Below are 24,789 nucleotides of genomic sequence, written 5' to 3' on the forward strand. Positions count from 1 at the left end.
TCATATTTCGCTTGATTACGTGCCGTATGGATAAATTTTGGTTGAAATAGATGTACTCGATTTTCTCTTCATCGCGAAGCAGAGTTAGATGCGAGCTTCCGGATTTCAACAGGATGTTTGCGGCACCTATAAAATGCTCGCTCTTGATGGAAACAGGCTGTTCATTCTTTAACTTGTCGAATCTAAGCAGTCCAGCATAGTAGGAGAACGCTAGCGCGATAGCAGTCGCAAAATAGATCGCTGATCTGGCTGCTTGTCGCCTATATGCAACTCTTTTCTTGTCTCTCAGACGGCTAATTACAACCGCAGGTGGTCGAGCAAGAAACCCAAGTTTTAGCGCCATTGCTATGAGTGCAATAAGTAAATATATCCAGGTGGTAATGCCGACTCTTGTATATAGGAGTTCTAGGTACGATATATTGAACAAAAGTAAGAATGTTATAGCTAGAACTAAGTAGTATGCGGGTGCTTCATATTTTATTGACTCTTTGAAGAGTTTTATAGAGGTTTGAGCAAAGCGGGTAGGCCACCGTTTCCTAGGTTGCAGTGAGAAGGCCGCTAAAGTGTGTCCGGCTGAAAAAAATACCTGGGATATAATAAATGCAACGACGCTTGATATGGTGTAACAAAGTAAGAAGTAAAATGAGAATGTGGTGATAAAGGCCGGCAAAAAATCAATGGTCACTACGGACGCTATCTCAAACGGAACGCTCGACATGAAGCCAAAGTAATGAGCGGATGCGAGGGAGAAAGCGACAAGTAGAGGTCGTCCAATGGTCTTGATCAACTCTTTATGTTGAACAAATAGATTCGCAAAATTAAAACCAATAGGGTTGGTTTTTTTGCTATTGGCGACGTTTCTTAGTCGACTTAAGATGGCGGCTCTTCTGTAAGGTGGCACTAAACTGTCCTAATTTACTTTCTAAGGTAGGAAATTGTTCTCGGCAGCACACGCTGGTTTATACCGGCTGCACATCTTTTTAAACGCAACCTTTGCACCCTTACGGCAGTCGCGGTAGACCAGCGAGCCGCGTTTGTAGTTTTGGCACACGCTGTTGTAGTCGATCTGGCCATTTACCACTGTCCATTCAAACTGGCCGCTGATGCGCTGCTTGTTGTGGCCGTTCTCCCAGCTCCAGTTGCTGAGGTGAGTCTGACGGGAAACGGAGCGCTTTTGCGTGCTGCTGGTGGAGTTGGCTGCGTAGTAGCGGGCCGGTGGTGGCTGCATCGTGTTGGCGACAGGGCGGGGCGTGTAGTTGCTATCGTTAAACGATGTTTGGCGCTGCTGTAGCGCTCGCGCGGTGCCTTCTTCGAACCAGTCGAGTTCTTCCTGGCTCAGCGGTCGCTGCTGGGGCGCTGCTGCTGGGGCTTCGTAGCTTGCAACCGAAGGCCGGCTAACCGGCTGCATGGGCTGCTCAGGCTCTTGGTTAAACCAAGGCTTGCCTCCGACATGAATGCCTTGCTTGATCTGGTTTACGTCCAGTACGACCGGCTTGCCGAATGTAAATGCCAGCGCTGTCAGCACCGCGGAACCGATACCCAGGATCGCTAGAAACCGCCAAGGGCTCGGCTTCTTTCTGTTGCGTAGGTAAACGGGTGCATCATCCCAATCTGATCTCATCACGCCTCCTTGCTCAGTGATCGGTGTTGTTATTTAGCTTGCCCCTTTCCCTTAAGAGAATTTTTCGCGGGACTTACTTGCGGTGTGATTTCTACTAAGCACATCAATGATCCAAGAAGGTAACCGATGGCTCCCATAAGGTCAGAGGGGCGTCCAAGAGATTCGCCAACGGTATTTGTAAGTTTTTCTAGTTTTGTTGTGAACTTCGGGCTTTCAATAGAGTGAGCCATTTCATTGCGTGCTGAATTTAGTAGTTCAAGTAGTGGCCATACATAAAAATCCGATCCGTATAGCGCCTTGGCGATGCTGCACTTGACGGAGAAAGAAATTGTTGAGTTATCAATCACTGAAGGTGAGGCGCATTTCTTCTTTATTAATGACTCTAGGAGTTCTTCGATGAGAAGATGGCCTCGCAGCAGTGTTGCGGTTGCCTCTGCGGGGCTATTTAATATGCTGAGAGCTCGGTCTCTGTGCCTGTCTGCGTTTTCTGTGATTTTCGTAGTCATACTTACCCCCTCTACTAGCGTTAAATTCCCTCTATATTGATTTCTAGTATTTTGTGCCGCTAGTGATGCTAGATAGTTCTTCTTCTGCGGCCATTCTTGCCGATAACTCACTGATTAGCTTAACTGTCTTTTTTAACTCGGTCTGTGCGTTAAATATTTTTGAGTCTAGTTCGACGCACTCCGATTTTAATTGCTGGTATTCAAAGGCGTCCTCAATATCGTGTCCTTCGTACATGTCGCGGATCTTGTGAGCACTATCGCTTGCAGATTTGCGCAGGTTTAGTAAGTCTCTAAGTCTAAGCGTCAAAAACCTTTGCGTAGCTGAAAGCATTGCAAAGTCGCGCTCCATATCCTTTCTTGTAAGGATTCTGTCTAACTCAGCAGCTATGGCTTCTGTTGTATTGTTTTCTGTTGTTGAAACTTTTTCTGATAGAGTTCTGGAATAATATTTTTTCTCTCGGAGTTCTCTGATTTCTTCGAGTGTTTCTTCGGATGTTTTCTCCTTAAGGAACTCACCCGCTAAGAACAGGAAACGCTCAGGTTGATACATGTGGAAGTCCATGCCTGTCTCTGCATTAAACTCCTTAATTAACTCCGGTCTGGGGCCAATTGTTCTCCCTTTGAACCGTAGCCACCAATCTTCTTTCCCATCATCTGTAACAAAAATAACTGGTAATTTTTCGGTTTGGCATTTCGCTATGATGCTCTTCCAAATAATCAGGTCGCCATACGGCTTGCATCTGGCTGCTAGGCTTGCCTCTCCCGTAGATTTTTTTACATCAGCAAAGCCAGGAGGGATTTTTTCTTCGTATCGTTTTTCTCCCTCTTTTATTATTTCCTCTAAGTGGTGGTCGCTTATATCGTTGCCGACTCTGCTCTCAAATATCGTTGAAAGTTTTTCTTTAATGTCATCGTCGTTGATTCGCTTTGTGTGCGCTTCTTTGTTTATTTCAAGCTCTTCTTTTAGGCGCTGTAAGCTTTTTTGAACTTTTTCCATTGTGCTGTTTGACACAAATGGATGTTGTCGCGGGTGCTCTAATTTTCCGTTTAAAGCCTGTACTTCGGCTAGCGTGACTGTATATTTTTCCTGTTGCTCGTCTATTATCTTAAGCCGATTATCAAGGTACTCTTTTGCAACTCTGTATGGTATCCAGCTTCTATCTTTTAGTAGTTCGAGGATTTGTAGGAACTGTGATGTTGTTTCGTCGGAGTAACGGTATAGATTGAGTAGTATGTTGGTGTCGAATACGAATATGCATTTGGCCCACAGGTCTTTGTGAGACTTATCACTTTTAGAAAAATAACCTGGGAATAACTCTTTCATCTCGCCTCCATCATTTGGCGTACCAGCGCCTAGCCACTTCCTTTGTGATCGCTATCCCGCGTTTTGATTGGGCAAGTTTGAATGAGCCGTTTCGTATTCAGGGCTGGTTTGTCCACATTCTGGTTGGACGTTGCCGCTGACTATCCAAAGCGCAAATTGTGGATATAGCTTCACCACCGCCTCAATTTCGTCAGCTTTGATCTCTCGTGCTTTGGCAGGGTTTTTCAAATTGCTCCAGGTATAGCGGCTTATTCCTGTCAGCTGCTCAAGTTGCGGCAGCTTTAGCCCGCTATGCCTCAAAACGGTAATAACTCTTTCTTTTATCATTACGAATCGATCTAAATAAGCTCTATCCAATATGACTCTATCTGAATATGATTCGTTTCGACTCTAGTCAAAACGGATAGGGTCAATCCGTATGCAATGCCACGAATAGTGACGGAACGAGCATGGAACTGGAAGAGCTAGAACCTTCAAAGCTGATCGCCCCACAGCAGGACGTGGAAACCGTCGAAGCTTGGGCGGAACGTAACGGCCTGACATGCTCCATGGCCCGCGCCTGGGTCTACCGGGGCGTACTCCCCACGGTAAAGCTCGGCAAACGCCGCATGATTAACAGTGCGCTGCTGCGTAGCTGGCTGCTGGAACAGGAGTGGACGGCATGAATCCTCCTTTCTATACGCAAGCCGCATTCGCCGCTCTGGCCGGTGTGTCCGTGGCTATGGTCGCTGGCTGGGTCAGGTCTGGCGCCGTCGAGAGCGTGAAGCTCGGCAAAACCCGTCTGGTGCGTTTTCCGGGGGTGAACCAATGAGCCGCACTGACCCGCAATTCAAGCTGCGCATGCCTGCTGCACTCCGCGCCCAGGTCGAGCGGTCCGCTTGGGCTGCACGCCGCTCCCTGAACGCCGAAATCGTCCTCCGCCTGGAAGCGTCATTCGCCCAGGTTGCGCCCAGCGCCAATGAACAGGAGCGCTCCGCATGATCCGCGCCGTCTACGGAAAGCCAGGGGAGGGGATGACCTATGCAGAAGCCTGCCAGCTATCAACGCCTTCCGCACGCCCAGGACTGCGGCTGCTCTGTCTGCTGGTCCAGACGCGAAATGGCGAAACCCGATCTCTCCCGGTCCACACCCTGCGCCCAATGCCGCCCCGCGTATGCGCGGCCGATTCGCACGCTGCAAATGGGGTGCGTCGGTGGAACCTGGAAGCCTCTGCTCTCGGAGTGGACAGTGGAACCGGCCTTTATCTGCGAGAAACACACGCCACCCGCCCGCCCCGCGAAGTGGTGGAGCGTTATCTACGACTCGGGCAAGCCAACGCCCTTCGTCCCGATTCACGAACCGTTCGAACTGGTGGGGTAGGGCGCAAGCGGATGCAGGTTCGCATCGCGGATCCCAACTGGCATGAGGTCGGTCGGGAGCTGACCGTTGGCGGGGAGCTGTACGGGCACGTCACCTATCGCCGCGACGTTCCTCTGTTCATTCCGTTGGATGGTAGCGAGCCAACGAAACACCGGTCCCTCGTCGAGCTGCGTCGCTATATCGCTGAGCGCTATCAGGCTGAGCGCGTGGCCGAAGAGGTCCAGGGCCGCGCTCCCGGCTCGTCGGATCACGCTCCACCGATCCGGCGAACGGAAGCACGGGCGGAGCGCACCCTTGACCCTGCACGAACCGAAACAGCCTCCGCTCGTGAGTGCGGGAGCGCTTTTCCCTCCCGCGCTCCCGAGCCCTCGGCGGCGAGAGTGGGATGACAAGGGCGAAGCCCTTGGTGTTAACCAACTAGAGAACACGCATAACGCAAAGTTTTAACCAGTAGGCCAAGTAACAAACCAGCTACGGCGAACTTGCAAGTTCACCGGTTCGGGATCGCTCGGCCTGCAGAAAGCAAAGCAGCGCAATAAAGCGCAACTAGAGAGAGGAAACACAAGATGGCACGTTCGACTATGGAAGTTGCATTTCTCGGCACTCAACGCTTCGACGGTGAAGCGGGCCAGAAGTACATCAAGGTCTTCTACGGCGATGAGCCGGACGGCAAGACCGAACACGGCCTGTCGATTATCGGCATGGCAGCAGCGGACGAAGTAGCCGACGAAATCTTCGCAGCCGGCGCGCAGTTCGAGCCGCTGCAACTGGTGCGCATCCACTTCGAGATTGCCCGTGGTGGCCAGAACAAGGGCAAGAATCTGGCGCTCCAGCTCGAAGCCGTCCAGACCCGCGCCGCTGCCGAAACTCCGCGCACCCCAGCTCAACCCCAGGCCAAAGCCGGCGACCCGGCCAAGGCCAACTAACCGGGAGGGGCGGCCATGCTGATCGATGACCGGGTGTACTGCGACTGCTGCGGAAACGACATGGGCAAGCTCATGGCGCTGCCCGCGCCGCAAAGCGACCTGCTGCCGGATCTCAGCTTGCCGCCCCATTTCGCCGTCTGCCCTGACTGCGAACCCTCCGAACAAACCGCCGACCTCGAGCAGGCCGGCGAATGAATTTCCTCGCCTGTGACGGTGACTGGCTGCAAGGCGCCGATGGTTCGCCCATCTGCTCCGGCTCGCTGGTCGCTCTCACGGTCGAGGAGATGCAAAGCCTCTACGGCTCTGCACTGACCTGGGACCAAGTCTCCGAGCTGCAAGGCGAAGCGATTGTTCTGTTCGCCACCGTGTTCGGCTTCCTGGTCCTGAAAAAAGCCCTGAAACAGTGAGGTATCACCCATGCAACTGAACAAGCACTTCATCAAGAAAATCGGCGTTGGCGCTGCTGCCGCGCTCTCCACCCTGGCCGGCTCCGTATACGCGGCTGTCCCGACCGAAGCTACCGCGGCGCTGGATACCGCGGGCACCGACGTTGGCACCATCGGCTGGGCTGTCTTCGCCGTGATCATCGCCGCGATGGCGTTCAAGTACATGCGCCGCGCCCTGTAACCGGGGTTTTGCGCACTGCATGTGCCGAAGCAAACAAACCCCGCTCCGGCGGGGTTTTCTCTTCCAGGGAAACGCCAATGAGCTACGAACTGTACGTCCTGATCCTCACCACCCTGGCGTTTTATCTCGTGTTTTTTGGGCGGGTGTAACGATGGACGATATCCAAGGGCGCAGGTATGGGCATCTTCTCGCGCTGTTCCTGCTGGTGGTTTCGGCCGGCTTCTACTCTGATCGGTCGGTCGCTCAAACAACCGGCTTTCGGCATACAAACGCCGCCGAAGGCTCGACCTGCTACGCCACTCGGGAGCAGGCCTGTAATGCCCATGCAAACCCGCCCGTGGTTTCCGGTGGAAAAACTTACAGCTACTGGTCCGGCGGCAATACCGGCTTCTGCAAATGGAAAGAGAAGCCGCTTGATTACGCCTTTTCCAATCCCGAGATAAGTTTCGGCACTGTTACCTCGTGTGTGATCCCCGAAGCCAACCAATGCGAAGCCACCATCGGCCAGGTCGTCACCCACGAACACAAGATGAAAGAAGCCGTTGGCCAGCCGGTGATCGATCCACCGGGCTCGGTCTGCGCCAATAGTTGCCAGTACGCCTTCGGCTTCACGCCGGCCGGCAACGTCTACGTCTACAGCAGCGGCGATCCTTCAGGGGTCTTTGGCGTTTACAGCTATACCGGCAACGGCATCCAGTGCAACGAAGACACCCGCAAGCAACCGGGCAACCCGAGCCAGCAGACCGACCCCAACGAAACCCCAGCGCCCGATCCTGACAACCAATGCCCGGGCGGCTACGCCTGGAACGGCACCTTCTGCAGCAAGGAACCGCCCCCGCCATGTGATCCCGAAGTCGAGGTCGGTGGCTGCGACGACAGCGAGAACCCCGACCCTGATGATCCCGGCGATGGTGATGACGGCGACGGCGACGGCGACGGTGATGGAGATGGCGACGGAGACGGCAGTGGCGATGGCTCCGGTGATGGGTCTGGAGACGGATCGGGTGACGGCGATGGCAGTGGTGACGGCGACGGCAATGGATCGGGCGAAGCCGAGTGCGACCCGGCCAAGGACCCAAACAAGTGCGGTAAGCCCAGCGTAGAGGGTGAAGCCTGTAACGCCGAGATCAAGTGCACGGGCGATGCCGTGCAGTGCGCGATCCTCCGTCAGCAAAAGGAACTGCGCTGCCACGCCGAAGAACAGGCCGACTTCGAGAAGCACGAATCCGCCATCGAAGCCGCTGTCCAGGGCGACAAGTTCAAGCTCGACGAAGGCAGCAGCGAGATCGAGCTGCCGACCTTCGTAAACCAGGGCACCCGCTTCCTTCCGGCCAGCTGTCCCGCTGCGGAAACCTTCAGCCTGCGCACTAGTGGCGGGCGTTCCTTCGAAATCAGCTACGAGCCGCTATGCCGCGCCGCCAATGACCTGAGCGGCCTGTTCGTCGCTGTCGCTACCGTCCTGGCTGCCCTGTACGTGGGCCGCTCCGTAGGAGGTCAGTAATGCAGTTTCTCTTCATCGTGCAGATGCTCGTCATCATCCTCGGCCCACTGGTGAAGATGGTGCTGAAGATCCTCGGCTTCGGCTTCGTTACCTATATCGGCTTCAACATGATCATCGGCCAGGCACAGGACTATCTGTTCGGGCTGATGGGTGATGTCGGCCCGGTTATCCAGGGGATTCTCGGGCTGGCCAAGTTTGATGTGGTGGTGAACCTGTACTTCGCCGCTATCTCGACGCGCTTCATGCTCGCCGGGATCGACAAGGCAACCGACCGCCGTCGTAATCAGGTCTGGCGCAAGCCGGGCGGCACCTCTATCGACGCATAAGGAGGCGCCGTCATGCTCGTTATCCGTACCGGCAAGCCCGGCCATGGCAAGACCCTGAACACCATCCGCGAAGTGGACCAGAAAGCCCACGCCGAAGGCCGGGTGGTCTACTACCACAACATCAACGGCCTCAAGCCCGATCAGCTGCAAGCGCAGTGGTTCGAGTTCGAAGACCCCGAGAAGTGGTTCGAGCTGCCCAACGACTCGATCATCGTCGTCGACGAAGCACAGGGCTGGTTCGGCTCACGCGATCCCAGGGCGCGGCCACCAGAGCACATCACCCGCTTCGAGACCATGCGCCACCAAGGCCACGAAGTGCACCTCGTCACCCAGGACCCGCGCTATCTCGATGTGCACCTGCGCCGGCTGTGCAACACGCACATTCACTACTGGCGGGTGTTCAAGTCCGCCCAGCTGCTGCGCTTCGAGTCGGAAGTGGTGGTGGAAAAGGTCGAGCTGAAGACTAGCTTCAAGGACGCGGACAAGAAGTCGCTGCGCCTGGATAAGCGCTACTTCGGCGCCTACACCAGCACCAACGCCAAGCACCACTTCCAGGCCAAGGTGCCGACCAAGTTCATCTTGGCCATCTGCGTGCTGATTGGCGCGGGCATCCTCGTCTATCGCGCCTATGAGCGCTACAACGCCGAGAAAGTCGCGCTCGAAGCCACCAGCAGCGCGCCGGCCGGGAGCATGGTCGATCAGGTGCGCGATACGGTCGGAGCGTTCATCCGGCCAAGCGCCTCCGATGCCGAACAGGCCGCGCCGATCACCGTCGAGCAGTACCTGGGCAGGCGAGTGCCCAGGGTGCAGGACCTGCCAGCATCGGCGCCGGTGTATGACGGCCTGACCGGCCCGCAAACCTTCCCCAAGCCCGTGTGCATCGCCACCACCGACCGCGATCTGATCGCCCGCAATTACAAGCGCATGCAGGTCGGTGACAGCGATGAAGGGCTGACGGGGTGTCGATGCAACACCCAGCAAGGCACACGCCTGGAAGTGTCGTTCGGCTTCTGCATGTCGGTCGTGCAGAACGGCTACTTCGACGACACCAAGCCCGACCGTGGCTCGCCGCAGGACCAGCGCAACCAGCAGCCACCACCGACCACCTCGCCGACCTATCAACCAAGCCAGCAGCAAGCCGGAACCACCGTCACGCGGGTGCCCTATGAGAAAGGGCGTTTCCTGTGGTGATGACCGTCAGCGCGCGTGCGCTCCGCGCTCTTTGCACGCGCGGCGAGGCACGAGCCGGCGTGCAAACGCGCGCGCTGACGTCCCTGTAACACGTCAGATAAACCCAACTGAACAGTGTCAATTCGTTGCAATTTGGAGCACAAGAGAATGAGCGTTAAAGACCAAATTCGTGTTGATCAGAACTTTCAGGAAACCCCAACCGGGCGACTGTTCTTCGATAGCCATTCGGCCAAGCTGACCGACCTGTCGGGCGTTCGCTTGCTTCGTTGCGGCGTCGATACGGTCCGCCAGCTGTATCGCGGACTGATCCGCCCTGAAATCATGGCGCTGTTCGAGAAACCGGGCGTCATGGTCGAGTTCGCCGGGGAGTTCTGGCATGCCGGTCGGGTAGGGCGGGACTCGGGCTACCAGTACAAGCTCCAGAATGCTGACCTCGGGTTCATCCTGCTCATCAAGAACTTCAACGCCAAGCTCGAGAACATCGGCCCACATCTGAAGATCGAAGTATCACCGCACGCCATCGACGCGCTGTCGCCTGAGCGTCTGCAAGAGCGCATGGACTACTACGCCGCAGCCGTGATGACACACCGCGAACGCAACCAGTGCGCTGTCCATCTGGCGTTGGATCTCCAGGGCTGGAAGCCTCCGGTGGATCTGGTGGCACGCCTGCACTGTCGCGCGCGGACGCACCGGGATATCTCGGGTATCAACGAGATCAACTGGGCGACCAAGTCCAGCGTCTACGGTCGGGGCGAAACGTCCATGTTCGGCTCAGCCGGTGGCGTCCAGCTCTGCATCTACAACAAAACCGAACAGGCCCGCGCGACCGATAAGCTCGACTTCTGGGAAAGCGTCTGGCGTCGCCGGGATTCGTTCGATGTGGCTGACCCGGATAACTACGATCCAGCCCAGGACGTGTGGCGGGTCGAGCTGCGCTACCACCATTCGGTCATCCAGCAGTTCGCCAGCGGGTCGATCAGTGCCAAGACCGGCGAGGCCATCGAAACGGATTCGTTTGCGGCGTTTTCCGCGCACTTGGACGGCCTGTGGCGCTACGGGCTGTGCCAGTTCAAATTGCTGCACCGCCCAGGGCAGTACGAACCGATCTGGACGCTCATGCGTGATGACGTGCGGGTCGATGTGGCGGTCGATTCTCTGGTCGATGAAACGGAATGCAAACGCTACTACAAGACCTCGCGGGGCTTCTCGGGCAAGAACGTGGAACTGTTCCTGGGAAACTTCGTAAGCCTGCTGGCACGGGAGCGAGTGGGCGCTAAAACCGCATTTGATCGACTGAAGGAATGGGAATGCTGGCCGGTCATTCGTGACCACTACGCCGCCAAGGACATGAGCGAGCGTGATCTGTACAAGCACATCAAGACGTTGCTTCAAGAACGCCACGTTCGATGGGGCAGAGCGGTCTGATGGCGATCCAGCAGCTCCCTGACGGTCGCTGGCGGGTCGACGTTGAGCCGGTCAAAGGCAAGCGGTTTCGCAAGACGCTGAAGACCAAGGCCGAGGCAATGCGCTTCGAAGCTACCTGTCGAGCCAAGTGCAGCGATTCCAACGATTGGGCACCGCGGCCAAAGGACAAGCGCAAGCTGTCAGAGCTGGTCGAGCTATGGTTCGATCTTCACGGCGTCTCGCTCTCCGATGGCGTTCGGCGTGTGGCGATCCTGCGGGCGTGTGCCAAGGCGATGGGCGACCCGATAGCTCGTATGGTCGATGGCGCGAAGGTCGCCGCCACACGCGCGCGTTGGATGTCAGCTGGCGTCACCGGCAAGACGGCGAACAATCGCCTCGGCTACCTGAAAGCCGTTTACAACGAGCTGCATAAACTCGACGTGATCGACTATCCCTGTCCTTTCACCCGTATTCGTCCGGTTCGGTTGCAGGAGCGCCCCTTGGCCTACCTGACCAAGCCGCAGATATCCGAACTGCTCGATGCACTCCAGGCGCGGACCACGTCTCCACATCCGGCGATGGTGGCGCGGATCTGTCTGGCGACCGGGGCGAGGTGGGGTGAGGCTCAAGCGCTTCGACCGGAGCGGATTCGAGGCAATGCGTTGGTGTTCGCCAATACGAAGTCGAAGCGGGTGCGGATGGTCCCGGTAACGCCCGAGCTGGTGGCGGCGATCAAGAAGCACTGGCAAACCTACGGGCCGTTCACCAACTGCATTGGCGTGTTTCGGCTGGTCCTGCTCTCGACCTCGATCAAGCCACCACGCGGACAGGCAAGCCACATCCTTCGCCACACGTTCGCAGCTCACTTCATCATGGGCGGTGGCCATATCGTGACGCTGAAAGAGATCCTGGGTCATGCCTCGCTGAACATGACGATGAGGTATGCCCACCTCGCGCCTGAGCATTTGCATGATGCGATCAGGTTGGGGCCGTTGGCCGGCATCACGTTACCGCTCGCCAGCCAGTAATCGAATCAATTGAAGGAGGTGCGCCACTGGCGTACTATTCGGCTATGATCTTTATCGAGACACCGATCTTCACCAAGCGCCTGCGGGAGCTGCTTAGCGATGACAGCTACGCAGAGTTTCAGCGGCAACTGGCCGACCGGTCCGACATGGGTGATGTGATTGAAGGTACTGGCGGCATTCGCAAGGTTCGCGTTGCGTCTAGCGGTCACGGCAAGCGAGGCGGGTCCAGGGTCATCTACTACCACTTCACGGCGGCTTCGCAGATCGCATTACTGCTGATCTATCCGAAGAACGAGAAGGACGACCTGACGGCAGACGAGCGCAAGGTGCTCAAGCAAATCATCGAACGGTGGAGGTAATCACCATGAGCAAATTCTTCGAAGACCTTCTAGAAAGCGTCCAGCAGATGGACGAGATTCACCGTGGCGAACGTCAACCCTCGCGGGAATTCGTCGTCGACTCGCTGCAGGTGAAAGAGATCCGCAAAGCGACCGGTCTGACCCAGGCCAAGTTTGCAGCAATGATCGATGTTCAACTGGGTACGCTGCGGAACTGGGAACAAGGTCGACGCGAGCCGACCGGACCAGCAAAGGCCCTGCTGCGTGCCATCCATAACGATCCGAAGCACGTCATTCAGGCGCTTTCTTCCGTCTGATCACAGCCTGTACGGCTGGACCTTTTCGACACTTCTTCGACACCACCAAAAGCCAGAAACGAAAAAACCCTGTAAAAACAGGGCCTTAACGTTAGGTGTCTGGAGCGGGCGAAGGGAACAGCACCCGGTCACCAACTCGTTTATTACGAACATTTTTTCCGATCCAGACGTCACGGAATGGACTCGATTGTGGACTCAAGTCTTCGGCCTGGTCAACGCAGGCCGTTGAGGGTGATCCAAAGCGAGCCAAGCACATCCATCAACAGCCAGAGCAACGGATTTCATTCCGAAGTCTATCCGTCTACTGGCACATCACGCCACAGGCCGCAATGGACAGGCGAGCTACGGCCTCAACGGACCGGCTAGTCATCGACCGGTGAGGCCTCGTCTTTCACTCGCGCGAGGAACCGCTTCATGGGCTCCGAGGGTTCGCCCCGGCGGCGCAGCAGGTAGGTAGAGAGCATCGGTGGGGTGCCGGTCAGGGGACGAATGGAGATGTCCGGGCGCTGTAGCGTCTGCACCTGCGAGGCGATGGCGAAGCCGATGCCGTAGCCGGCGCCGACCAGGGTCAGCATCACGCCCAGGCTGGTCACTTCATCGACCAGCTTGAGCGGCGTGCCTGCGTCCTGCAGCATCGCTTGAATCTGATGGCGGCAGCCCGATCCCGATTCGGGATGGCACAGAACCAGCGGGAACTTCAAGGCTTCGGCCAGCGGCACCTGGACGTGTGCCAGCAAGGGATGGCGTGCGGGCACGATCACCGACAGCGGATCGGTCCACACCGGCTCGGCGACGAGCCCATCATGCACCGCGTTCGACAACGCAAAGCCGATGTCCAGCAGATCGTTGTGCAGCATCTTGAGCTGCTGCACGAACGGCAACTCGAAGACGCGAATCTCCAGCTCGGGTTCATCCTCGCGGCTGCGCGCCAGCAAGGTAGCGATGCGGGGCTGCGCCAGGCTGTCGCAGATGGCGATGCGCAGATGGCCTTGGTAGCCCTGCGCCGCGGCCTTGGTGCTCTTGACTGCCTGCTCCACGGTAGCCTGCACGCGCCGGCATTCGCCGAGGAACACCTGGCCGGCCCAGGTCAGCCGCGTCAGGCGTGTGCTGCGGTCGAACAACTGTACACCGAGCTGGCTTTCCAGGTCGCGCATCGCACGCGACACAGGCGATTGCTCGATGCCCAGACGCTCGGCTGCACGGGCCAGATGCAGTTCTTCCGCAACTGCGACGAAGTAACGCAGCAATCTGAAATCCAAGGCCGCCTCCTGTCTGTCTTCTTCTGGTTCAGCCTATCGGACGCCAGCATCTCCTTCCGCATCCCGTCAGCACCTCCTTCGGTGGCATCGCGTCAAAGCCTCATGCCCGCACGGTGCGCCGGGCACGGCGCGCAGGCGCTCACGTTTGCTGGAGTCCGCGATCGGTGCAGCCGATGACGTCACGCCGGCGTCAGGGCGAGCATGCCGATGCAGTTGGGTGTCTTTCGGGTCACCCCGATCGCCTCCCAGATCGGTCACGAAGTCCGGTTCTAACACGCCCGGACTTCTGCGCAGCCGCCATCACCTGGGCGACGCGCCGGTAGGCCCGCTTGGCGGTCGCCGCGCATGAAGTCCTTGGGCTGCGGATGACGCTGCGCCGAAGCATGCAGCCACTGCGCGAGCTGCTCGTCGCTCATGCGTTCGTCTTTCCAGAACACGCTGCGGTCGGCAGTGATGGACAGGGTAGCCGAGTCGGGCTTGATCGACTTCACTCCACTCAGACAACACAATAATGACAATCTGGCAATTTTCCGATAAGGCAACACCGACGGGATAACCGGACTTGCTTGGACACTCGCCCCCCGTGGCCACGACAGAAGGTCGGACGGCGGCGACTGGCAAGCCTCTGTGACCGGCATCGCCGCCGGGAAGCGCTCATGCAGTTCCCTAAAGCCAGAGGAATGGACTCCACTTTCTGAGGAGAAGTCCATGAACTTACGCCATCTTCGCTGTTTCATCGCCGTGGCCGAGGAGTTGCACTTCGGCCGGGCGGCGCGGCGGCTGCATGTGGAGCAGTCGCCCCTGTCGCGCACGATTCGCCAACTGGAGGCAGGCCTGGGCGTGATGCTGTTAGAGCGCACGCCGCGCGGCGTGCGCCTGACCCCGGCCGGCCAGGTGTTCCTGGAGGAAGCCCGGCGCGTGCTGCTGACCCTTGAGCAAGCCCAGACCAAGGCGCGGGCGGTGGCAGCGGGACACCGGGACACCCTGCGCATCGCCTTGGCCGGCGGCGTCGGGCGGACCCGGCTGTCGGCGCTGCTCGCGCTGTGCCGGGAGGAGGCGCCGGAAGTGGGCATCCGGCTGTTCGAGGCGCCGCTGTCGCAGGTGGTGGGCGGGCTGGGCAACGACCTGTACGACGCGGCCTTTGCGATGGCCGGCGAGATGGCGGCCGGGATGGTCGCCAAGCCGGTGTGGCAAGACCCGCTGGTGGTGGCCATACCCGCGCGGCACCCCTTGCTGGCGCACAAGCGGGTGCCGCTGGACGAGGTGATGAGCTACCCGCTGGTGCTGTGCCACCCGCAGGTGTGTGAGGAGTGCAGCCGGCAATGCGAGCGCCTGCTGCGCCGGGTGGAGACACCGCCGGTCGTGGCCGAGTACGTGACGACCCACTCGCTGATGCTGGCCCTGGTGGCGGCCGGCTATGGCGTGGGATTTTCCAGCGCGGCGCACGTGGCGGCACGCCGGCAGGCGGACGTGATCGTCCGACCGTTGGATGAAGACTCGGCAGCGCTGACGACCTACCTGCTACATCCCGAGGGCGCGATGTCGGAGCCGCTGCGCCACTTCATCGACCGTGCGCAGCGTGTCGGCCATACGCCGTTGGATACGCAACGGCTCGCATGAGGCTGCCTCAGGCGGGTTGACCGATTCCATTTTGGTCAAACGCCAGACCTGTTTTGTCATAGCGGGATTCCATCGCCGCGGTGCACTCAGGCCTTGCTCGCGCTTGTCGTTGGCATTCTGCGAGCAACTTCGCATGCCCAACGTGGCGCGTCACAGCGAAGACGCGAGGCGCAACAGTGCTTGCCATATGCGCATCGGCTCTGGCGTGTTGAGCTGATCGCGCTTTACTGGGCCTCTTTCCCTGCAAAGACTTTGGCCTGGTTATCCGGGTCAGGCATGGTGCCCGCGAATGACGCTGGTGACAGCGTGTTCGCGGCTTGCGAATTGTGAGTGATGGTGCCATGCGCAGCAAGGCGCGCATCTCGCAACGAAACCGGCAGCATCAACGATGCCACGGTCTTCGCCGCTTCGCCATCTGCTCGTTTCGCCCGGAGAGTCCACAGCCACACACGCCGCCTGTACGGCGGGTGCGCGTGCCTGGACTCGGTTCGATGACGAAAGGAGGCGCGCGATATGCCGAAGTCGAGCAGCCTGGCCGATGGCGCCAAGACCTACTACCGCCCGGTCGAGGCGGCAATCCGCTGGAGTGGATTGCTGCGCTTCGAGCTGCGCATCCTGGCGACCTTGGGAGGGCGGCCTCTGCCGGAGGCAACGGAGTTTCCGCGCTGGCCGATGCTGCGATTGAACACCGAAAGAATCTTCGATGCGCTGGCCCACGGCGAGATGCGGTATGGCAAGGAGGGCTTGGTGCGGGAGACGCAAAGCTTCGCGATGGACGACCCGTCGCTGACGGTGCGCCACGTCGATCTGAAAGCCTGGATGGCGCACCACTACCCCGGCGAGAGACCGGCGTTTCTGTTCGATGAGATCGAGCGAGCGCTTCACCCGGCGATCAGCCTGGACACCGTGGGCGCATTGCTGGCCGAGCGGGAAGCGATCAAGGCGCGGCTGGTGGAACACCTGGGCATGCACCAGACGCTGCGCGCCGAGCACGAGGCGCTGCTGAAAACGCACGCCGCCTGCGCGGCCGACACGGGGCGTGCGAAAACGCTGGGGCCGCGCAGCGAATCGACCTACCTGAACATCGTGGGCGGATTACTGACGCTGCTGCTGGGCAAGTCGCCCAGCGGCACGCCGTATTCCAGCTTCCTGACGCAGGAGGCCATCATCAGCGCGATGGTGGCGCACCACGGCAACGCGATGGGCATCACCGAGCGCACCCTGCAGGCCAAGTTCGCACTGGCTCGACGCAATCTGCAGAGCACAACTTCCTGAGCGACACCAGACCGTATCTGCGGTCGTGGAAACCGCATTTGCGGTGTCTTTCCTCAACGCGGCGTTCTTAATTCGAGTCATGCCAATCAGCGCCACTGAGCGTTAAGGAGACCCTCATGTCTTCGCAGACCACCACCGCCACGGCGGCACCGACCGAACACCGCATCCTGCGCCGCGCCGAGGTCGAGGCCAGGACCGGCTTCAAGCGCGCGCACATCTACAGCCTGATGAAGGAAGGCAAGTTCCCCAGGGCGCTGCGTCTGGGCGTGCGCGCGGTGGGCTGGGACTCGGTGGAGATCGAACAGTGGATCGTCGATCGCCTCAAGGAACGCGCCTGACGCTTCTTCTCGGTTCATGCCATTAGACCAGGAGAAGCTCATGCAGGTGGTGTCCATCATTTCAACCAAGGGCGGCGTCGGCAAGACCACCACGGCGGCCAATCTGGGTGGCCTCATTGCCGATGCCGGGCTGCGCGTGCTGCTGCTGGACCTGGATGTGCAGCCCACGCTGTCGAGCTACTTCACGCTGGACGTGCGCGCGCCTGGCGGCATCTACGAGATGCTGACCTGCAACGAACGGCGCATCGAGCACCTGGTGTCGCGCACCGCGATCGCGGGCCTGGACCTGGTGCTCTCCAACGACGACCGCGGCGAACTGAACACGCTGCTGCTGCACGCAGCGGATGGGCGCCTGCGACTGCGCCATTTGCTTCCCGTTTTCCGCACGCACTATGACTTGCTGTTGATCGACACCCAGGGCGCGCGCAGCGTGCTGCTGGAGATGGCGGTGCTGGCGTCCGACCTGGCGCTGTCGCCGGTGACGCCGGAGATCCTCGCGGCGCGCGAGCTGCGGCGCGGCACGCTGCAACTGATCGAGGACATCGCGCCGTATCGGCACCTGGGCATCGAGCCACCGCCGCTGCGCCTGCTCATCAACCGCGTGCATCCGGTGTCGTCGAACGCGCGGCTGGTCCAGCAGGCGCTGCGACAGGTGTTCCAGGAACAGGCCGGCGTGCAGGTGCTGGACACCAACGTGCCAGCCATCGAAGCCTATCCGCGCGCTGCGACACGAGGATTGCCGGTGCATCGGGTGGAGTACCGGCAGCCGGCTGGGCGCACGGCGCCCGCGGCGCTGGACACCATGCGCGCGCTGGGCGGCGAGCTGTTCCCCGCGTGGCGGGAGCACTTCGCGCTGGTCACCGGCCGGGCCGATGCGGGAGGGGCTGGCCATGGCGAGCGTGCATGAACTGGCGCGCGGCCGTGAACGGCTGCGCGCGTTGATCGAGTTCGCGCTGGGCGAAGGCTGGCGCGTGGTGCGCACGTCCGGCGGGCACCTGAAATTCACGAAACCAGGCTGCGCGTCGATCTACACCGGCTCGCCGTCGATCTACACCAGCTCGACGGCGAGCGACCACCGTGCCGACCGCAATGCCCGCGCGCAACTTCGCCGCGCCGACCGGCAAGCGCAGGAGAACGGCCGTGGCTGAGCTGACGCCGCAGGACATGGCTGTCAAGCTGCTGGCCACCGGCTTCGAGCGCAGCGGCCCTGCGGCCGCGACCTTGATCGACCCCATCGCCGACACGCCGATGGTGGTGACCCTGGACCAGTTGCGGCCCTACGACCACGACCCGCGCGTGACGCGCAACCCGGCCTATGCGGAGATCAAGGCATCCATCCGCGAACGCGGGCTGGACGCGCCCCCCGCAATCACGCGCAGGCCGGGCGAGGCGCACTACATCATTCGCAACGGCGGCAACACGCGGCTGGCGATCCTGCGCGAGTTGTGGAGCGAGACCAAGGAGGAACGCTTCTATCGCGTACCGTGCTTGTTTCGGCCGTGGCCGGCGCGCGGCGAAATCGTGGCGCTGACCGGGCATCTGGCCGAGAACGAGCTGCGCGCCGGGCTGACCTTCATCGAACGGGCCCTGGGCATCGAGAAGGCCCGCGAATTCTACGAGCAGGAAAGCGGCCAGCCGCTGACGCAGAGCGAACTAGCGCGGCGTCTGACGGCCGACGGCTATCCGGTGCCGCAGTCACACATCAGCCGCATGAACGATGCGGTGCGCCATCTGCTGCCGGCTATCCCGACGTTGTTGTACAGCGGATTGGGCCGGCATCAGGTGGACCGGCTCGCGGTGCTGCGCAAGGCGTGCGAGCGCACCTGGGAGCGGCGTGCGCTGGGCCGCGCCATGGCCGTGGACTTCGCGACCTTGTTTCAGGACGTGCTGACGCAGTTCGACGCGCAGCCGGACGACTTCTCGCCGCAGCGGGTGCAGGACGAGCTGGTGGGCCAGATGGCCGAACTGCTGGGGGTGGACTACGACACGCTGGCGCTGGAGATCAACGACAGCGAAAGCCGCCAGCGCGCGCTGACCAGCGAACCGGCGGCGCCAGTGCCCACTTCAGCGGCGGTTCCCGCGACTCGACGGCTACCCACCGATCCCGCGTCGCAGGACGTCGCGCCAACTGCGCCCCCGGCCGCTACCCCGCCCGCGCCGCCCATTGCACCACCCCACTCGGGCAGCGGAGAGGACGCAGACACTACCCTCGTGCCGAGCGAGCAGGACGAGCAACGCGACGAGCGCCTGCAGGGGCACATCGTGACGCCGGCACCGACCACCGAGCGCCTGCAGTCCATCCAGCGGATGGTCGCGGACCAGCTTGGCGACAAGCTGCCCGACTTCGAGACCGATGCGCTACGTGCGATCCCCGTGCAGGTCGGCGGGCTCTATCCCATTTCGGACGTCTGGTACGTCGAGCCAGGCCTGGACGTGCCGGATCGCCTGCGCGTGCACATCGCGCAGTTCGCGCGCGAGATCGCCGGGGAAGCGGCGGTAGCCGACCACATCGAGGCCAGCGACGGCGGCATCGGCTTCGTCTGCGTGGCGCCGGCCGTGGGCCAGGCGAAAGCGCTGCCGGCGTTCGCGCGGGCGGTGCTGACCCTGCTGCATGCGCTGAGTGCGGCTCCGCCCTCCGCGAACGGATTGGACCGCGCGCGGCTGGCCGACGAGCTGGCGGCGCTGCTGCATGGCCACGGCGGCTCGGCCACACGCCTGAGCGATGCTGCGCTGGTGAAGTTGTTCCGTCTGCTGCGCCTGGCGCGTCGGCTGCTGGACCTGGAAGCCGGCGACTCGGACCACGAGTCCTGAGCGCGCAGGAGGCATCCATGTCGGCACCGCACCCACTCAACCAGGCCGTGATCGCCCAGGCCCTGCATGACCTGCGCAACGGCCAGTTGCGCCGCTGCAAGGCCATGGGCTTCGGCGAGGAGGAGCTGGATGCGCTGAAGCACCCCGAACTCGTGAGCATGCTGGTGAATGCCACGGTGTCGTGGTGTTCGGTGTCGGTGAACCGGGAAGTGTTGAAGCGGCTGCTTAGCCAGGTGCACGACGTGGAGCGGGAGATCGCTACGGTGGACCGCATGCTGCGCCTGGGGGCGAGCACGGAGATGGTCAGCAAGTTCTACGGCCTCACGCATCAGGAAGTGGCGCTGCGCCGCGACATCCTCGGGCTGCCCAAGCGCAAGGGCCGGCATCCGGTGCTCGACGAGGCGCAGGACGTGGCCTTGTGGGAGCGCTGGAAGGCCGGCGTCTCCGAGCGCCATATCGCCCTGACCGACGACATGGCGATGCTGGCGCTGACCATGGATCTGGCCGAGGCCATGACTCTGCCCATGTCGGTGATCTGGTCGGCGATACGGAACTGGATCGACCAGGGGCTGGTGTAGCCATGACCACGGGCAGCGCATCACGGCGCGATGGCCCGGTTGCGCTGTCGGCGTTGTTCGACGAGGCGCTGCGGCACCTTGAGCCGAAGGAACCGGCGCAGGGCACGGCGCCGGCCGCCGACGGTTTCCTCTACAGCGGCAACCGCCATGAGAGCGTGCCGCGCAGGCTGTTCCTCGACCGACGCCTGACGCCGCTGGAGCGCAACGCCTGGCAGGTGTTCCGCCTGCAGCTCAACGACGATGGCGTGACCGCCTTTCCCACCTACGACCAATTGCGCCCCTACCTGGCCTCGATGCCCTGCGCGGCACAAGCCTCGCACGAGACCGTGGCGCGCGCCCTGACGCTGCTGCGGCTGACGCGCTGGCTGAGCCTGGTGCGACGACGGCGCGACCCGAAGACCGGCCGCATCCAAGGCAACCTCTACGTGCTGCACGACGAACCGCTGTCGCCCTTCGAGGCGATGCAGCTCGATGCCGACTACCTCGGCCTGGTCAGCCAGGCGCTGACCCATGCCGCCAAGGCGGTGCAGATCGTGGGCATGAACACGCTCAAGGAGATTGCCGAAGACCCGCTGCTCAGCGGCCGCACGCTGCCGACCCGCCTGCAGGTGCTGGCGCAGCGCATGGCGCTGCATGGCTGGACGACGCCAGGTTATCCACAGGAGGGTGCGGACCACGAATCCGAAGAAGGCCAGGAAGCCCTTCTTCGGAATGCTGCGCGCCCGTCTTCGGAATCCGAAGCAGGGCCGAAACCCGCGCCGGATAGCTCTCTTCGGATTCCGAAGGAGGACCGTACAGTACGTAATGATCGTATAAATGAAGTACGTACAGTACCGCGCGCGAGGGCCTTGCAGAACCTGCGACTGCCCGAGCGTTTCCTGCGCTTGAAGGATGAGCAGCAGGCCGGCGCGCTGGTGGCCCTGCAGCAGGTGGACGAAGCGCAGCGGCAGGCCGTTCTCGACGAGTGGGCGGCACGCTGCCACAACAGCGCGGTGCGCAACCCGGCCGGCTACCTGTTCGGCATCATCCAGAAGGCGATCCGCGGAGAGTTCAAGGCGTGGGCGGGCACCGACGCAGCAGCGCCGCTCGCGCCGCGAGCTGCGGGGCCCGCGTGATCGTCGTCGCCTTCGGCCTCCCGCCCAGCCGACCCCGAGGTGGCGCGCGCCTACCTCGCACGGCTGCGTTCAGCCTTGCGCGATCCCTGAGCTATCCCCAGGGGATAGACGGAACAGGTCGCCTTCCGTGGGGTGATCCGGTCAGGTCGCGGCTTCGTCTTCTTCCGTTTCCCGCCAATAGGCGTAGTTGAACAGTGCATCCAGCTCCGTGAAGTCGTCCAGGCCCAACGATCGTCTGACCGTATCGGCATGCCCGCAGTACCTTGCGTAGCTTTCCGCACTGACGTTCTGCTTGGTTGGATGCAGTGGGTAGTCCCGGATGCCGGCGAGCGCCAGTCCCGACACCGCGTTCTGGTTCATCACGGCGAACCGCTTGTTGTCCAGCGCGTGCAGAATCTCAGTCAGCAGGTTGATGCCTGCTCCGGTGATGGCGCCGAAATGTCCATGTAGAACGGTAAACGCTTCGGCAGGCGAGAGGTTGCGCCGGTCAAGGATGTCCGCCACTGCGGCCACGAACTGCCCTGGGTGGTTGGCGATCCGGCTCTTGCTGCGGTGCAGCCCGCCGGAATGGAACAGGCCGATCAGCGCGTCGTAGTTACTCGGAAAGTCCCGCCTGGCATTGCTGCTCAGGGCCGCCAGCTCTGCCAGCCTGCGCATTGCCTGGCGCAGGTTTCCCTTGCGGCCGTTCTTCTGCGCAGTGAATCCATGCGCTGAATCGTCGCTTTTCATCAGCTCCAGGAGGTCGGCCAGGATCGTGAAGTCCGGCCCCTCGGTTCGGCTCGCCTTCTGCGCGCGCTTCTTGGCCACCTTCCGGCAAGTGTCGTGGATGATGTATTCCCGCTCGTAGGCATCAATCCGGGGCTTGGTCGCTGGCACGAGAATCCTGTCCGCGACCAGCGCATCGAGGTGTCGCGTGACAGATGCCATCAGCGCGCCGCTCGCGTCGTCGATGAGGGCCGATGCCTCGTAGTTTCCGTAGAAGCCTCCGTGGGTGAGGTTGGCCGAGCCGACGATCACCGAGCATTGCTTGCCATTCTGGAAGGCGTAGATCTTCGGGTGGAAGGTGTCGCTGGCGTTGCTGAGGTACAGGACGAGCGCGTGCTTCTCGGCGAGCGCAAAGAGCTGTCGGAGTGCTTCGGGTTCGGTCAGGTAGAAGTCCAGACCTATCGCAAACCTGGCCTTCAATCCGCTTTCCAGCGCCTTGCGCAAGGGCTTCAACAAGTCGCCGAGGGCCGAGGTCTTCGCGAAGGCCACCAGGCATTCCAGGCGTTCCGCCCGCTTCAGCAGCTTCTCGACCACGTGGCCGTGCCCGTGCTCTTCCTCGTTCAACAGCAACTGAACGGCTTTCCCATCCTGCATGTTTTCCCCTCGTTCTTCTGCGCAGCAACCCCAGGTGCGATGCGCCCCCAGTCATTGTCATGGTTCAAGCCCCGACATCAAGCATTGGCGGCTCAAGACCTATCCCCAGGGGATAGCCGGCACACACAGCCTTCCGTGCGGAACAAACCGGGCGCGCATGGGCTACGGTTTGTTGACTGACGGCCTTCCGGCCGATGTCGATGCTGGCGACTCGCCCCTTCACCGCGAGTCGCTCCCATGGCCAACGAACGCACAGAACCCCTGCAACTGAATCTCGGATCGCTTCGCAGCGCGATGTCGCTGACGCTGCACACGCACCACGCATCGCGCATCTGGCATGGCCGCGCGCCGACCGAGGGGCGCCCAGGCATCATCGGTCTCAACGGCTTCATCGGCGCCATGAACAAAATGAAGCGCGGCGCCGAGCAGGACGACCCCTACTCGGATTGGTGGATGTTGCGGATCGAGGACAAGCTCGCCGACACCAAGAACCGCCTGCAGACCCTGCGCGAACAGGTCGACCAGGCCCTGGCCGACGTGCCCCCGGCGCTATCTCTGGGCGAGAACATGAACGTGCAGCCGGTGAAGCTGCCGCTGTTCGTGAACGCCCAGCTCGGCTTCATGGCGGTGTATCTGCTGGCCGACTACGACGACGTGGCACGCAAACTCATCCTGGCGCACCACACGGCGCTGATCGACCGCAGCACCTTGGAGCGCTGGCTCAATGATGGTGCGCACGCGCTGCGCAGCCTGTTCTCGCTCGCCCAGCAGTACCGCTACTCGGGCACGACGCGCGACGACTTCGCGGCGAGGAACGCGGCGGCGCGAGCGGCGCTGGAGAAGTTCGGCGAGTTGCCGCAGGACGTGCAGGAAGGCACGCGCCGCTCGCGCTTCGCGCCACCGATCGCGCGGCGGACGACCAAGCCCGGCACACCGCCTGCTGCGCCCGCCATCGAGCCCGATGCGCCGGCTCACACGGATGGCGCAGCCAATCCAGCGACGGGTAATGAGGGTGCTGACGCATGACGGCATCGCCCCCCATCGGTCACTCCACGCGCTTCGTGGCGCTGGAACAGGCGGACTTCCAGCGGCTGGAACACGCAGGCTACCTAAAAGGCCTTTTACAGCCTTTTAAGGGTAAGGGGAGTCTGGAGACCTGGGCCAGCCAGTGCGCAGCGCTGCGCGACGACGTGATTGGCCTGGCGCAGCGGCGCGTGCTGCCCCAGGCGCGCGCCTACCCGTTCAGCCTGCTTGACGTGCAACTGGCCCAGCAGGCCACTGGCGCGGGGACGACCTTCCTGCGCTGGCGCAACCTCGACCGTTCCTCCATGGGCGTGGCGTTGTGGGAGGCCCTGCTGGCCAACCCCGCGACGCCGGCCTCGCTGATCGACGAGCTGTACGCGATCGAACTGCAGCGCATCGTGCTGAACATGCAGATCAGTCTGACCCACAGCATCGCTCGCCAAGCACTGGGATGCGCCAACAAGGCCGCCCAGGCCGAAGCGGCTTACCTGCGGCGTGTCCACGGGCATACCGCGGCCGTTCCACCCACCACCAAGGAGTCACCATGAGCACGCACTTCGTCGGCGAGGGCAACATCGGTTCTGCGCCGGACTACCGCGAATTCCCGAACGGCAACGACGAGCCGCGCCGGCTGCTGCGCCTGAACGTCTACTTCGACAATCCAGTGCCGACGAAGGACGGCTACGAAGACCGCGGCGGCTATTGGGCGCCCGTGGAGCTGTGGCACCGCGACGCCGAACGCTGGGCGGGTCTGTACCAGAAGGGTATGCGTGTGCTGGTGGAAGGGCGCACGGTCAAGGACGAGTGGGAAGACGCCGACGACAACGAGCGCATCACGTTCAAGATCGAAGCCCGCCGCGTGGGCATCCTGCCGTACCGCATCGAGTCGGTGGCGCTCAGCGCCAAGCCGGCCGGCGGACAGTAATTCGCCCATCGCCGTTCC

The 24,789-nt window shown here is 61.2% G+C and carries 32 protein-coding genes and 1 pseudogene; 26 read left to right on the top strand and 7 right to left on the bottom strand.

All coding sequences use genetic code 11. The annotated features are described in order from the left end of the window. Window positions 1-922: 922 nt before the first annotated feature. The 4 genes from CXK91_RS06015 to CXK91_RS06025 are packed head-to-tail and all read right to left on the bottom strand — an operon-like array spanning window position 923 to window position 3,808. Window positions 923-1,621 (bottom strand): hypothetical protein, encoded by a 699-nt coding sequence (locus tag CXK91_RS06015; RefSeq protein WP_103455366.1) that lies wholly within the window; start codon window positions 1,619-1,621, stop codon window positions 923-925. A gap of 29 nt (window positions 1,622-1,650) precedes the next feature. After that, window positions 1,651-2,127 (bottom strand): hypothetical protein, encoded by a 477-nt coding sequence (locus CXK91_RS22550; protein ID WP_146048118.1) that lies wholly within the window; start codon window positions 2,125-2,127, stop codon window positions 1,651-1,653. A 43-nt stretch (window positions 2,128-2,170) separates the two neighbouring features. Beyond that, a complete protein-coding gene (locus CXK91_RS06020; protein WP_103455367.1) occupies window positions 2,171-3,451 on the bottom strand; it encodes a PIN-like domain-containing protein in 1,281 nt (426 codons plus the stop codon). A gap of 51 nt (window positions 3,452-3,502) precedes the next feature. After that, a complete protein-coding gene (locus tag CXK91_RS06025) occupies window positions 3,503-3,808 on the bottom strand; it encodes a helix-turn-helix domain-containing protein (RefSeq protein ID WP_256055782.1) in 306 nt (101 codons plus the stop codon). Between the two features lie 92 nt (window positions 3,809-3,900). On the opposite strand from CXK91_RS06025, the gene CXK91_RS06030 reads away from it, so the two are divergent. The 15 genes from CXK91_RS06030 to CXK91_RS06105 all read left to right on the top strand — a co-directional run bounded on the left by CXK91_RS06030 (window position 3,901) and on the right by CXK91_RS06105 (window position 12,468). After that, the gene (locus CXK91_RS06030; RefSeq protein WP_014819553.1) at window positions 3,901-4,116 is read left to right on the top strand and encodes a hypothetical protein; all 216 of its coding nucleotides are present in this window, start codon (window positions 3,901-3,903) and stop codon (window positions 4,114-4,116) included. Beyond that, entirely contained in the window at window positions 4,113-4,262 is a 150-nt protein-coding gene (locus CXK91_RS22555; RefSeq protein ID WP_146048119.1) for a helix-turn-helix domain-containing protein, read from the top strand. The genes CXK91_RS06030 and CXK91_RS22555 overlap by 4 nt, the downstream gene beginning before the upstream one ends. Beyond that, on the top strand, window positions 4,259-4,432 hold the full coding sequence (locus CXK91_RS06035) for an Arc family DNA-binding protein (RefSeq protein WP_103455369.1): 174 nt from the start codon (window positions 4,259-4,261) through the stop codon (window positions 4,430-4,432). The genes CXK91_RS22555 and CXK91_RS06035 overlap by 4 nt, the downstream gene beginning before the upstream one ends. Window positions 4,433-4,471: 39 nt before the next feature. Then, window positions 4,472-4,810, top strand: a complete 339-nt coding sequence (locus tag CXK91_RS06040) for a DUF5447 family protein (RefSeq protein WP_103455370.1) — start codon at window positions 4,472-4,474, stop codon at window positions 4,808-4,810. Window positions 4,811-5,376: 566 nt separating this feature from the next. Then, complete coding sequence (locus CXK91_RS06050) at window positions 5,377-5,736, top strand: hypothetical protein (RefSeq protein WP_181003917.1); 360 nt, start codon at window positions 5,377-5,379, stop codon at window positions 5,734-5,736. A gap of 15 nt (window positions 5,737-5,751) precedes the next feature. After that, window positions 5,752-5,931 (top strand): hypothetical protein, encoded by a 180-nt coding sequence (locus CXK91_RS06055; RefSeq protein ID WP_008567547.1) that lies wholly within the window; start codon window positions 5,752-5,754, stop codon window positions 5,929-5,931. After that, window positions 5,928-6,143: a hypothetical protein gene (locus CXK91_RS06060; protein ID WP_015277797.1), complete on the top strand. Its 216-nt coding sequence runs from the start codon at window positions 5,928-5,930 to the stop codon at window positions 6,141-6,143. Before CXK91_RS06055 ends, CXK91_RS06060 begins: the two co-directional genes overlap by 4 nt. Window positions 6,144-6,153: 10 nt before the next feature. Then, complete coding sequence (locus CXK91_RS06065) at window positions 6,154-6,363, top strand: major capsid protein (RefSeq protein ID WP_044316574.1); 210 nt, start codon at window positions 6,154-6,156, stop codon at window positions 6,361-6,363. Between the two features lie 151 nt (window positions 6,364-6,514). Then, window positions 6,515-7,864: a virulence factor TspB C-terminal domain-related protein gene (locus CXK91_RS22880; protein WP_256055783.1), complete on the top strand. Its 1,350-nt coding sequence runs from the start codon at window positions 6,515-6,517 to the stop codon at window positions 7,862-7,864. Next, window positions 7,864-8,190 (top strand): DUF2523 domain-containing protein, encoded by a 327-nt coding sequence (locus CXK91_RS06080; RefSeq protein WP_103455371.1) that lies wholly within the window; start codon window positions 7,864-7,866, stop codon window positions 8,188-8,190. Before CXK91_RS22880 ends, CXK91_RS06080 begins: the two co-directional genes overlap by 1 nt. 12 nt (window positions 8,191-8,202) lie before the next feature. Beyond that, window positions 8,203-9,381 carry a zonular occludens toxin domain-containing protein gene (locus CXK91_RS06085; RefSeq protein ID WP_103455372.1) on the top strand — a complete coding sequence of 393 codons (1,179 nt, stop codon included), beginning with the start codon at window positions 8,203-8,205 and terminating at the stop codon, window positions 9,379-9,381. Window positions 9,382-9,528: 147 nt separating this feature from the next. After that, window positions 9,529-10,806: a hypothetical protein gene (locus tag CXK91_RS06090; protein ID WP_103455373.1), complete on the top strand. Its 1,278-nt coding sequence runs from the start codon at window positions 9,529-9,531 to the stop codon at window positions 10,804-10,806. Beyond that, a complete protein-coding gene (locus CXK91_RS06095) occupies window positions 10,806-11,813 on the top strand; it encodes a phage integrase (protein WP_256055784.1) in 1,008 nt (335 codons plus the stop codon). The genes CXK91_RS06090 and CXK91_RS06095 overlap by 1 nt, the downstream gene beginning before the upstream one ends. A 44-nt stretch (window positions 11,814-11,857) precedes the next feature. Then, window positions 11,858-12,172: a type II toxin-antitoxin system RelE/ParE family toxin gene (locus CXK91_RS06100; protein WP_103455375.1), complete on the top strand. Its 315-nt coding sequence runs from the start codon at window positions 11,858-11,860 to the stop codon at window positions 12,170-12,172. 5 nt (window positions 12,173-12,177) lie between these two features. Next, complete coding sequence (locus CXK91_RS06105; RefSeq protein ID WP_003302338.1) at window positions 12,178-12,468, top strand: helix-turn-helix domain-containing protein; 291 nt, start codon at window positions 12,178-12,180, stop codon at window positions 12,466-12,468. A 362-nt stretch (window positions 12,469-12,830) separates the two neighbouring features. On the opposite strand, the gene CXK91_RS06110 is transcribed toward CXK91_RS06105, so the two are convergent. Continuing rightward, the gene (locus tag CXK91_RS06110; protein WP_009401141.1) at window positions 12,831-13,727 is read right to left on the bottom strand and encodes a LysR family transcriptional regulator; all 897 of its coding nucleotides are present in this window, start codon (window positions 13,725-13,727) and stop codon (window positions 12,831-12,833) included. A 269-nt stretch (window positions 13,728-13,996) separates the two neighbouring features. Next, window positions 13,997-14,218, bottom strand: a complete 222-nt coding sequence (locus CXK91_RS06115; RefSeq protein ID WP_009401140.1) for an ExbD/TolR family protein — start codon at window positions 14,216-14,218, stop codon at window positions 13,997-13,999. A gap of 217 nt (window positions 14,219-14,435) precedes the next feature. On the opposite strand from CXK91_RS06115, the gene CXK91_RS06120 reads away from it, so the two are divergent. The 8 genes and pseudogenes from CXK91_RS06120 to CXK91_RS06160 all read left to right on the top strand — a co-directional run bounded on the left by CXK91_RS06120 (window position 14,436) and on the right by CXK91_RS06160 (window position 21,554). Then, the gene (locus CXK91_RS06120; protein ID WP_009401139.1) at window positions 14,436-15,347 is read left to right on the top strand and encodes a LysR family transcriptional regulator; all 912 of its coding nucleotides are present in this window, start codon (window positions 14,436-14,438) and stop codon (window positions 15,345-15,347) included. Window positions 15,348-15,860: 513 nt separating this feature from the next. Continuing rightward, window positions 15,861-16,622, top strand: coding sequence for a hypothetical protein (locus CXK91_RS06130; protein ID WP_009401138.1), 762 nt, complete (start codon window positions 15,861-15,863; stop codon window positions 16,620-16,622). Between the two features lie 116 nt (window positions 16,623-16,738). Further along, window positions 16,739-16,960 carry an AlpA family transcriptional regulator gene (locus tag CXK91_RS06135; RefSeq protein WP_064481747.1) on the top strand — a complete coding sequence of 74 codons (222 nt, stop codon included), beginning with the start codon at window positions 16,739-16,741 and terminating at the stop codon, window positions 16,958-16,960. A 40-nt stretch (window positions 16,961-17,000) separates the two neighbouring features. Continuing rightward, window positions 17,001-17,867, top strand: a complete 867-nt coding sequence (locus tag CXK91_RS06140) for a ParA family protein (RefSeq protein ID WP_064481748.1) — start codon at window positions 17,001-17,003, stop codon at window positions 17,865-17,867. Further along, entirely contained in the window at window positions 17,851-18,108 is a 258-nt protein-coding gene (locus CXK91_RS06145) for a type II toxin-antitoxin system HicA family toxin (RefSeq protein ID WP_064481749.1), read from the top strand. The genes CXK91_RS06140 and CXK91_RS06145 overlap by 17 nt, the downstream gene beginning before the upstream one ends. Beyond that, window positions 18,101-19,771, top strand: a complete 1,671-nt coding sequence (locus tag CXK91_RS06150; protein ID WP_064481750.1) for a ParB family protein — start codon at window positions 18,101-18,103, stop codon at window positions 19,769-19,771. The genes CXK91_RS06145 and CXK91_RS06150 overlap by 8 nt, the downstream gene beginning before the upstream one ends. Before the next feature lie 17 nt (window positions 19,772-19,788). Then, on the top strand, window positions 19,789-20,349 hold the full coding sequence (locus CXK91_RS06155; RefSeq protein ID WP_043223311.1) for a DUF2857 domain-containing protein: 561 nt from the start codon (window positions 19,789-19,791) through the stop codon (window positions 20,347-20,349). Window positions 20,350-20,351: 2 nt separating this feature from the next. After that, a pseudogene (locus tag CXK91_RS06160) lies at window positions 20,352-21,554 on the top strand (STY4528 family pathogenicity island replication protein). Between the two features lie 51 nt (window positions 21,555-21,605). On the opposite strand, the gene CXK91_RS06165 reads toward CXK91_RS06160, so the two are convergent. Beyond that, window positions 21,606-22,823 (bottom strand): phospholipase D family protein, encoded by a 1,218-nt coding sequence (locus CXK91_RS06165; protein ID WP_064481751.1) that lies wholly within the window; start codon window positions 22,821-22,823, stop codon window positions 21,606-21,608. A 237-nt stretch (window positions 22,824-23,060) separates the two neighbouring features. Between CXK91_RS06165 and CXK91_RS06170 the strand changes: the two genes are divergently transcribed. From CXK91_RS06170 to CXK91_RS06180, 3 genes are read left to right on the top strand one after another with little or no spacing between them, the layout of a single operon-like run. Further along, on the top strand, window positions 23,061-23,849 hold the full coding sequence (locus tag CXK91_RS06170) for a PFL_4669 family integrating conjugative element protein (protein ID WP_064481752.1): 789 nt from the start codon (window positions 23,061-23,063) through the stop codon (window positions 23,847-23,849). Then, window positions 23,846-24,394 carry a DUF3158 family protein gene (locus tag CXK91_RS06175; protein ID WP_064481753.1) on the top strand — a complete coding sequence of 183 codons (549 nt, stop codon included), beginning with the start codon at window positions 23,846-23,848 and terminating at the stop codon, window positions 24,392-24,394. Before CXK91_RS06170 ends, CXK91_RS06175 begins: the two co-directional genes overlap by 4 nt. Then, window positions 24,391-24,771 carry a single-stranded DNA-binding protein gene (locus CXK91_RS06180; protein ID WP_064481754.1) on the top strand — a complete coding sequence of 127 codons (381 nt, stop codon included), beginning with the start codon at window positions 24,391-24,393 and terminating at the stop codon, window positions 24,769-24,771. The genes CXK91_RS06175 and CXK91_RS06180 overlap by 4 nt, the downstream gene beginning before the upstream one ends. The last annotated feature ends 18 nt before the right edge of the window (window positions 24,772-24,789 follow it).

The organism is Stutzerimonas stutzeri, assembly GCF_002909485.1.
Classification (GTDB): Bacteria; Pseudomonadota; Gammaproteobacteria; order Pseudomonadales; family Pseudomonadaceae; genus Stutzerimonas; species Stutzerimonas stutzeri_AH.

What these genes read in the sequence shown, in the direction of transcription:
- CXK91_RS06015 (WP_103455366.1), bottom strand. Translation starts at nt 1,621, where the DNA reads ATGAGATCAGATTGGGATGATGCACCCGTTTACCTACGCAACAGAAAG.
- CXK91_RS22550 (WP_146048118.1), bottom strand. Translation starts at nt 2,127, where the DNA reads ATGACTACGAAAATCACAGAAAACGCAGACAGGCACAGAGACCGAGCT.
- CXK91_RS06020 (WP_103455367.1), bottom strand. Translation starts at nt 3,451, where the DNA reads ATGAAAGAGTTATTCCCAGGTTATTTTTCTAAAAGTGATAAGTCTCAC.
- CXK91_RS06030 (WP_014819553.1), top strand. Translation starts at nt 3,901, where the DNA reads ATGGAACTGGAAGAGCTAGAACCTTCAAAGCTGATCGCCCCACAGCAG.
- CXK91_RS22555 (WP_146048119.1), top strand. Translation starts at nt 4,113, where the DNA reads ATGAATCCTCCTTTCTATACGCAAGCCGCATTCGCCGCTCTGGCCGGT.
- CXK91_RS06035 (WP_103455369.1), top strand. Translation starts at nt 4,259, where the DNA reads ATGAGCCGCACTGACCCGCAATTCAAGCTGCGCATGCCTGCTGCACTC.
- CXK91_RS06040 (WP_103455370.1), top strand. Translation starts at nt 4,472, where the DNA reads ATGCAGAAGCCTGCCAGCTATCAACGCCTTCCGCACGCCCAGGACTGC.
- CXK91_RS06050 (WP_181003917.1), top strand. Translation starts at nt 5,377, where the DNA reads ATGGCACGTTCGACTATGGAAGTTGCATTTCTCGGCACTCAACGCTTC.
- CXK91_RS06055 (WP_008567547.1), top strand. Translation starts at nt 5,752, where the DNA reads ATGCTGATCGATGACCGGGTGTACTGCGACTGCTGCGGAAACGACATG.
- CXK91_RS06060 (WP_015277797.1), top strand. Translation starts at nt 5,928, where the DNA reads ATGAATTTCCTCGCCTGTGACGGTGACTGGCTGCAAGGCGCCGATGGT.
- CXK91_RS06065 (WP_044316574.1), top strand. Translation starts at nt 6,154, where the DNA reads ATGCAACTGAACAAGCACTTCATCAAGAAAATCGGCGTTGGCGCTGCT.
- CXK91_RS22880 (WP_256055783.1), top strand. Translation starts at nt 6,515, where the DNA reads ATGGACGATATCCAAGGGCGCAGGTATGGGCATCTTCTCGCGCTGTTC.
- CXK91_RS06080 (WP_103455371.1), top strand. Translation starts at nt 7,864, where the DNA reads ATGCAGTTTCTCTTCATCGTGCAGATGCTCGTCATCATCCTCGGCCCA.
- CXK91_RS06085 (WP_103455372.1), top strand. Translation starts at nt 8,203, where the DNA reads ATGCTCGTTATCCGTACCGGCAAGCCCGGCCATGGCAAGACCCTGAAC.
- CXK91_RS06090 (WP_103455373.1), top strand. Translation starts at nt 9,529, where the DNA reads ATGAGCGTTAAAGACCAAATTCGTGTTGATCAGAACTTTCAGGAAACC.
- CXK91_RS06095 (WP_256055784.1), top strand. Translation starts at nt 10,806, where the DNA reads ATGGCGATCCAGCAGCTCCCTGACGGTCGCTGGCGGGTCGACGTTGAG.
- CXK91_RS06100 (WP_103455375.1), top strand. Translation starts at nt 11,858, where the DNA reads ATGATCTTTATCGAGACACCGATCTTCACCAAGCGCCTGCGGGAGCTG.
- CXK91_RS06105 (WP_003302338.1), top strand. Translation starts at nt 12,178, where the DNA reads ATGAGCAAATTCTTCGAAGACCTTCTAGAAAGCGTCCAGCAGATGGAC.
- CXK91_RS06120 (WP_009401139.1), top strand. Translation starts at nt 14,436, where the DNA reads ATGAACTTACGCCATCTTCGCTGTTTCATCGCCGTGGCCGAGGAGTTG.
- CXK91_RS06130 (WP_009401138.1), top strand. Translation starts at nt 15,861, where the DNA reads ATGCCGAAGTCGAGCAGCCTGGCCGATGGCGCCAAGACCTACTACCGC.
- CXK91_RS06135 (WP_064481747.1), top strand. Translation starts at nt 16,739, where the DNA reads ATGTCTTCGCAGACCACCACCGCCACGGCGGCACCGACCGAACACCGC.
- CXK91_RS06140 (WP_064481748.1), top strand. Translation starts at nt 17,001, where the DNA reads ATGCAGGTGGTGTCCATCATTTCAACCAAGGGCGGCGTCGGCAAGACC.
- CXK91_RS06145 (WP_064481749.1), top strand. Translation starts at nt 17,851, where the DNA reads ATGGCGAGCGTGCATGAACTGGCGCGCGGCCGTGAACGGCTGCGCGCG.
- CXK91_RS06155 (WP_043223311.1), top strand. Translation starts at nt 19,789, where the DNA reads ATGTCGGCACCGCACCCACTCAACCAGGCCGTGATCGCCCAGGCCCTG.
- CXK91_RS06165 (WP_064481751.1), bottom strand. Translation starts at nt 22,823, where the DNA reads ATGCAGGATGGGAAAGCCGTTCAGTTGCTGTTGAACGAGGAAGAGCAC.
- CXK91_RS06170 (WP_064481752.1), top strand. Translation starts at nt 23,061, where the DNA reads ATGGCCAACGAACGCACAGAACCCCTGCAACTGAATCTCGGATCGCTT.
- CXK91_RS06175 (WP_064481753.1), top strand. Translation starts at nt 23,846, where the DNA reads ATGACGGCATCGCCCCCCATCGGTCACTCCACGCGCTTCGTGGCGCTG.
- CXK91_RS06180 (WP_064481754.1), top strand. Translation starts at nt 24,391, where the DNA reads ATGAGCACGCACTTCGTCGGCGAGGGCAACATCGGTTCTGCGCCGGAC.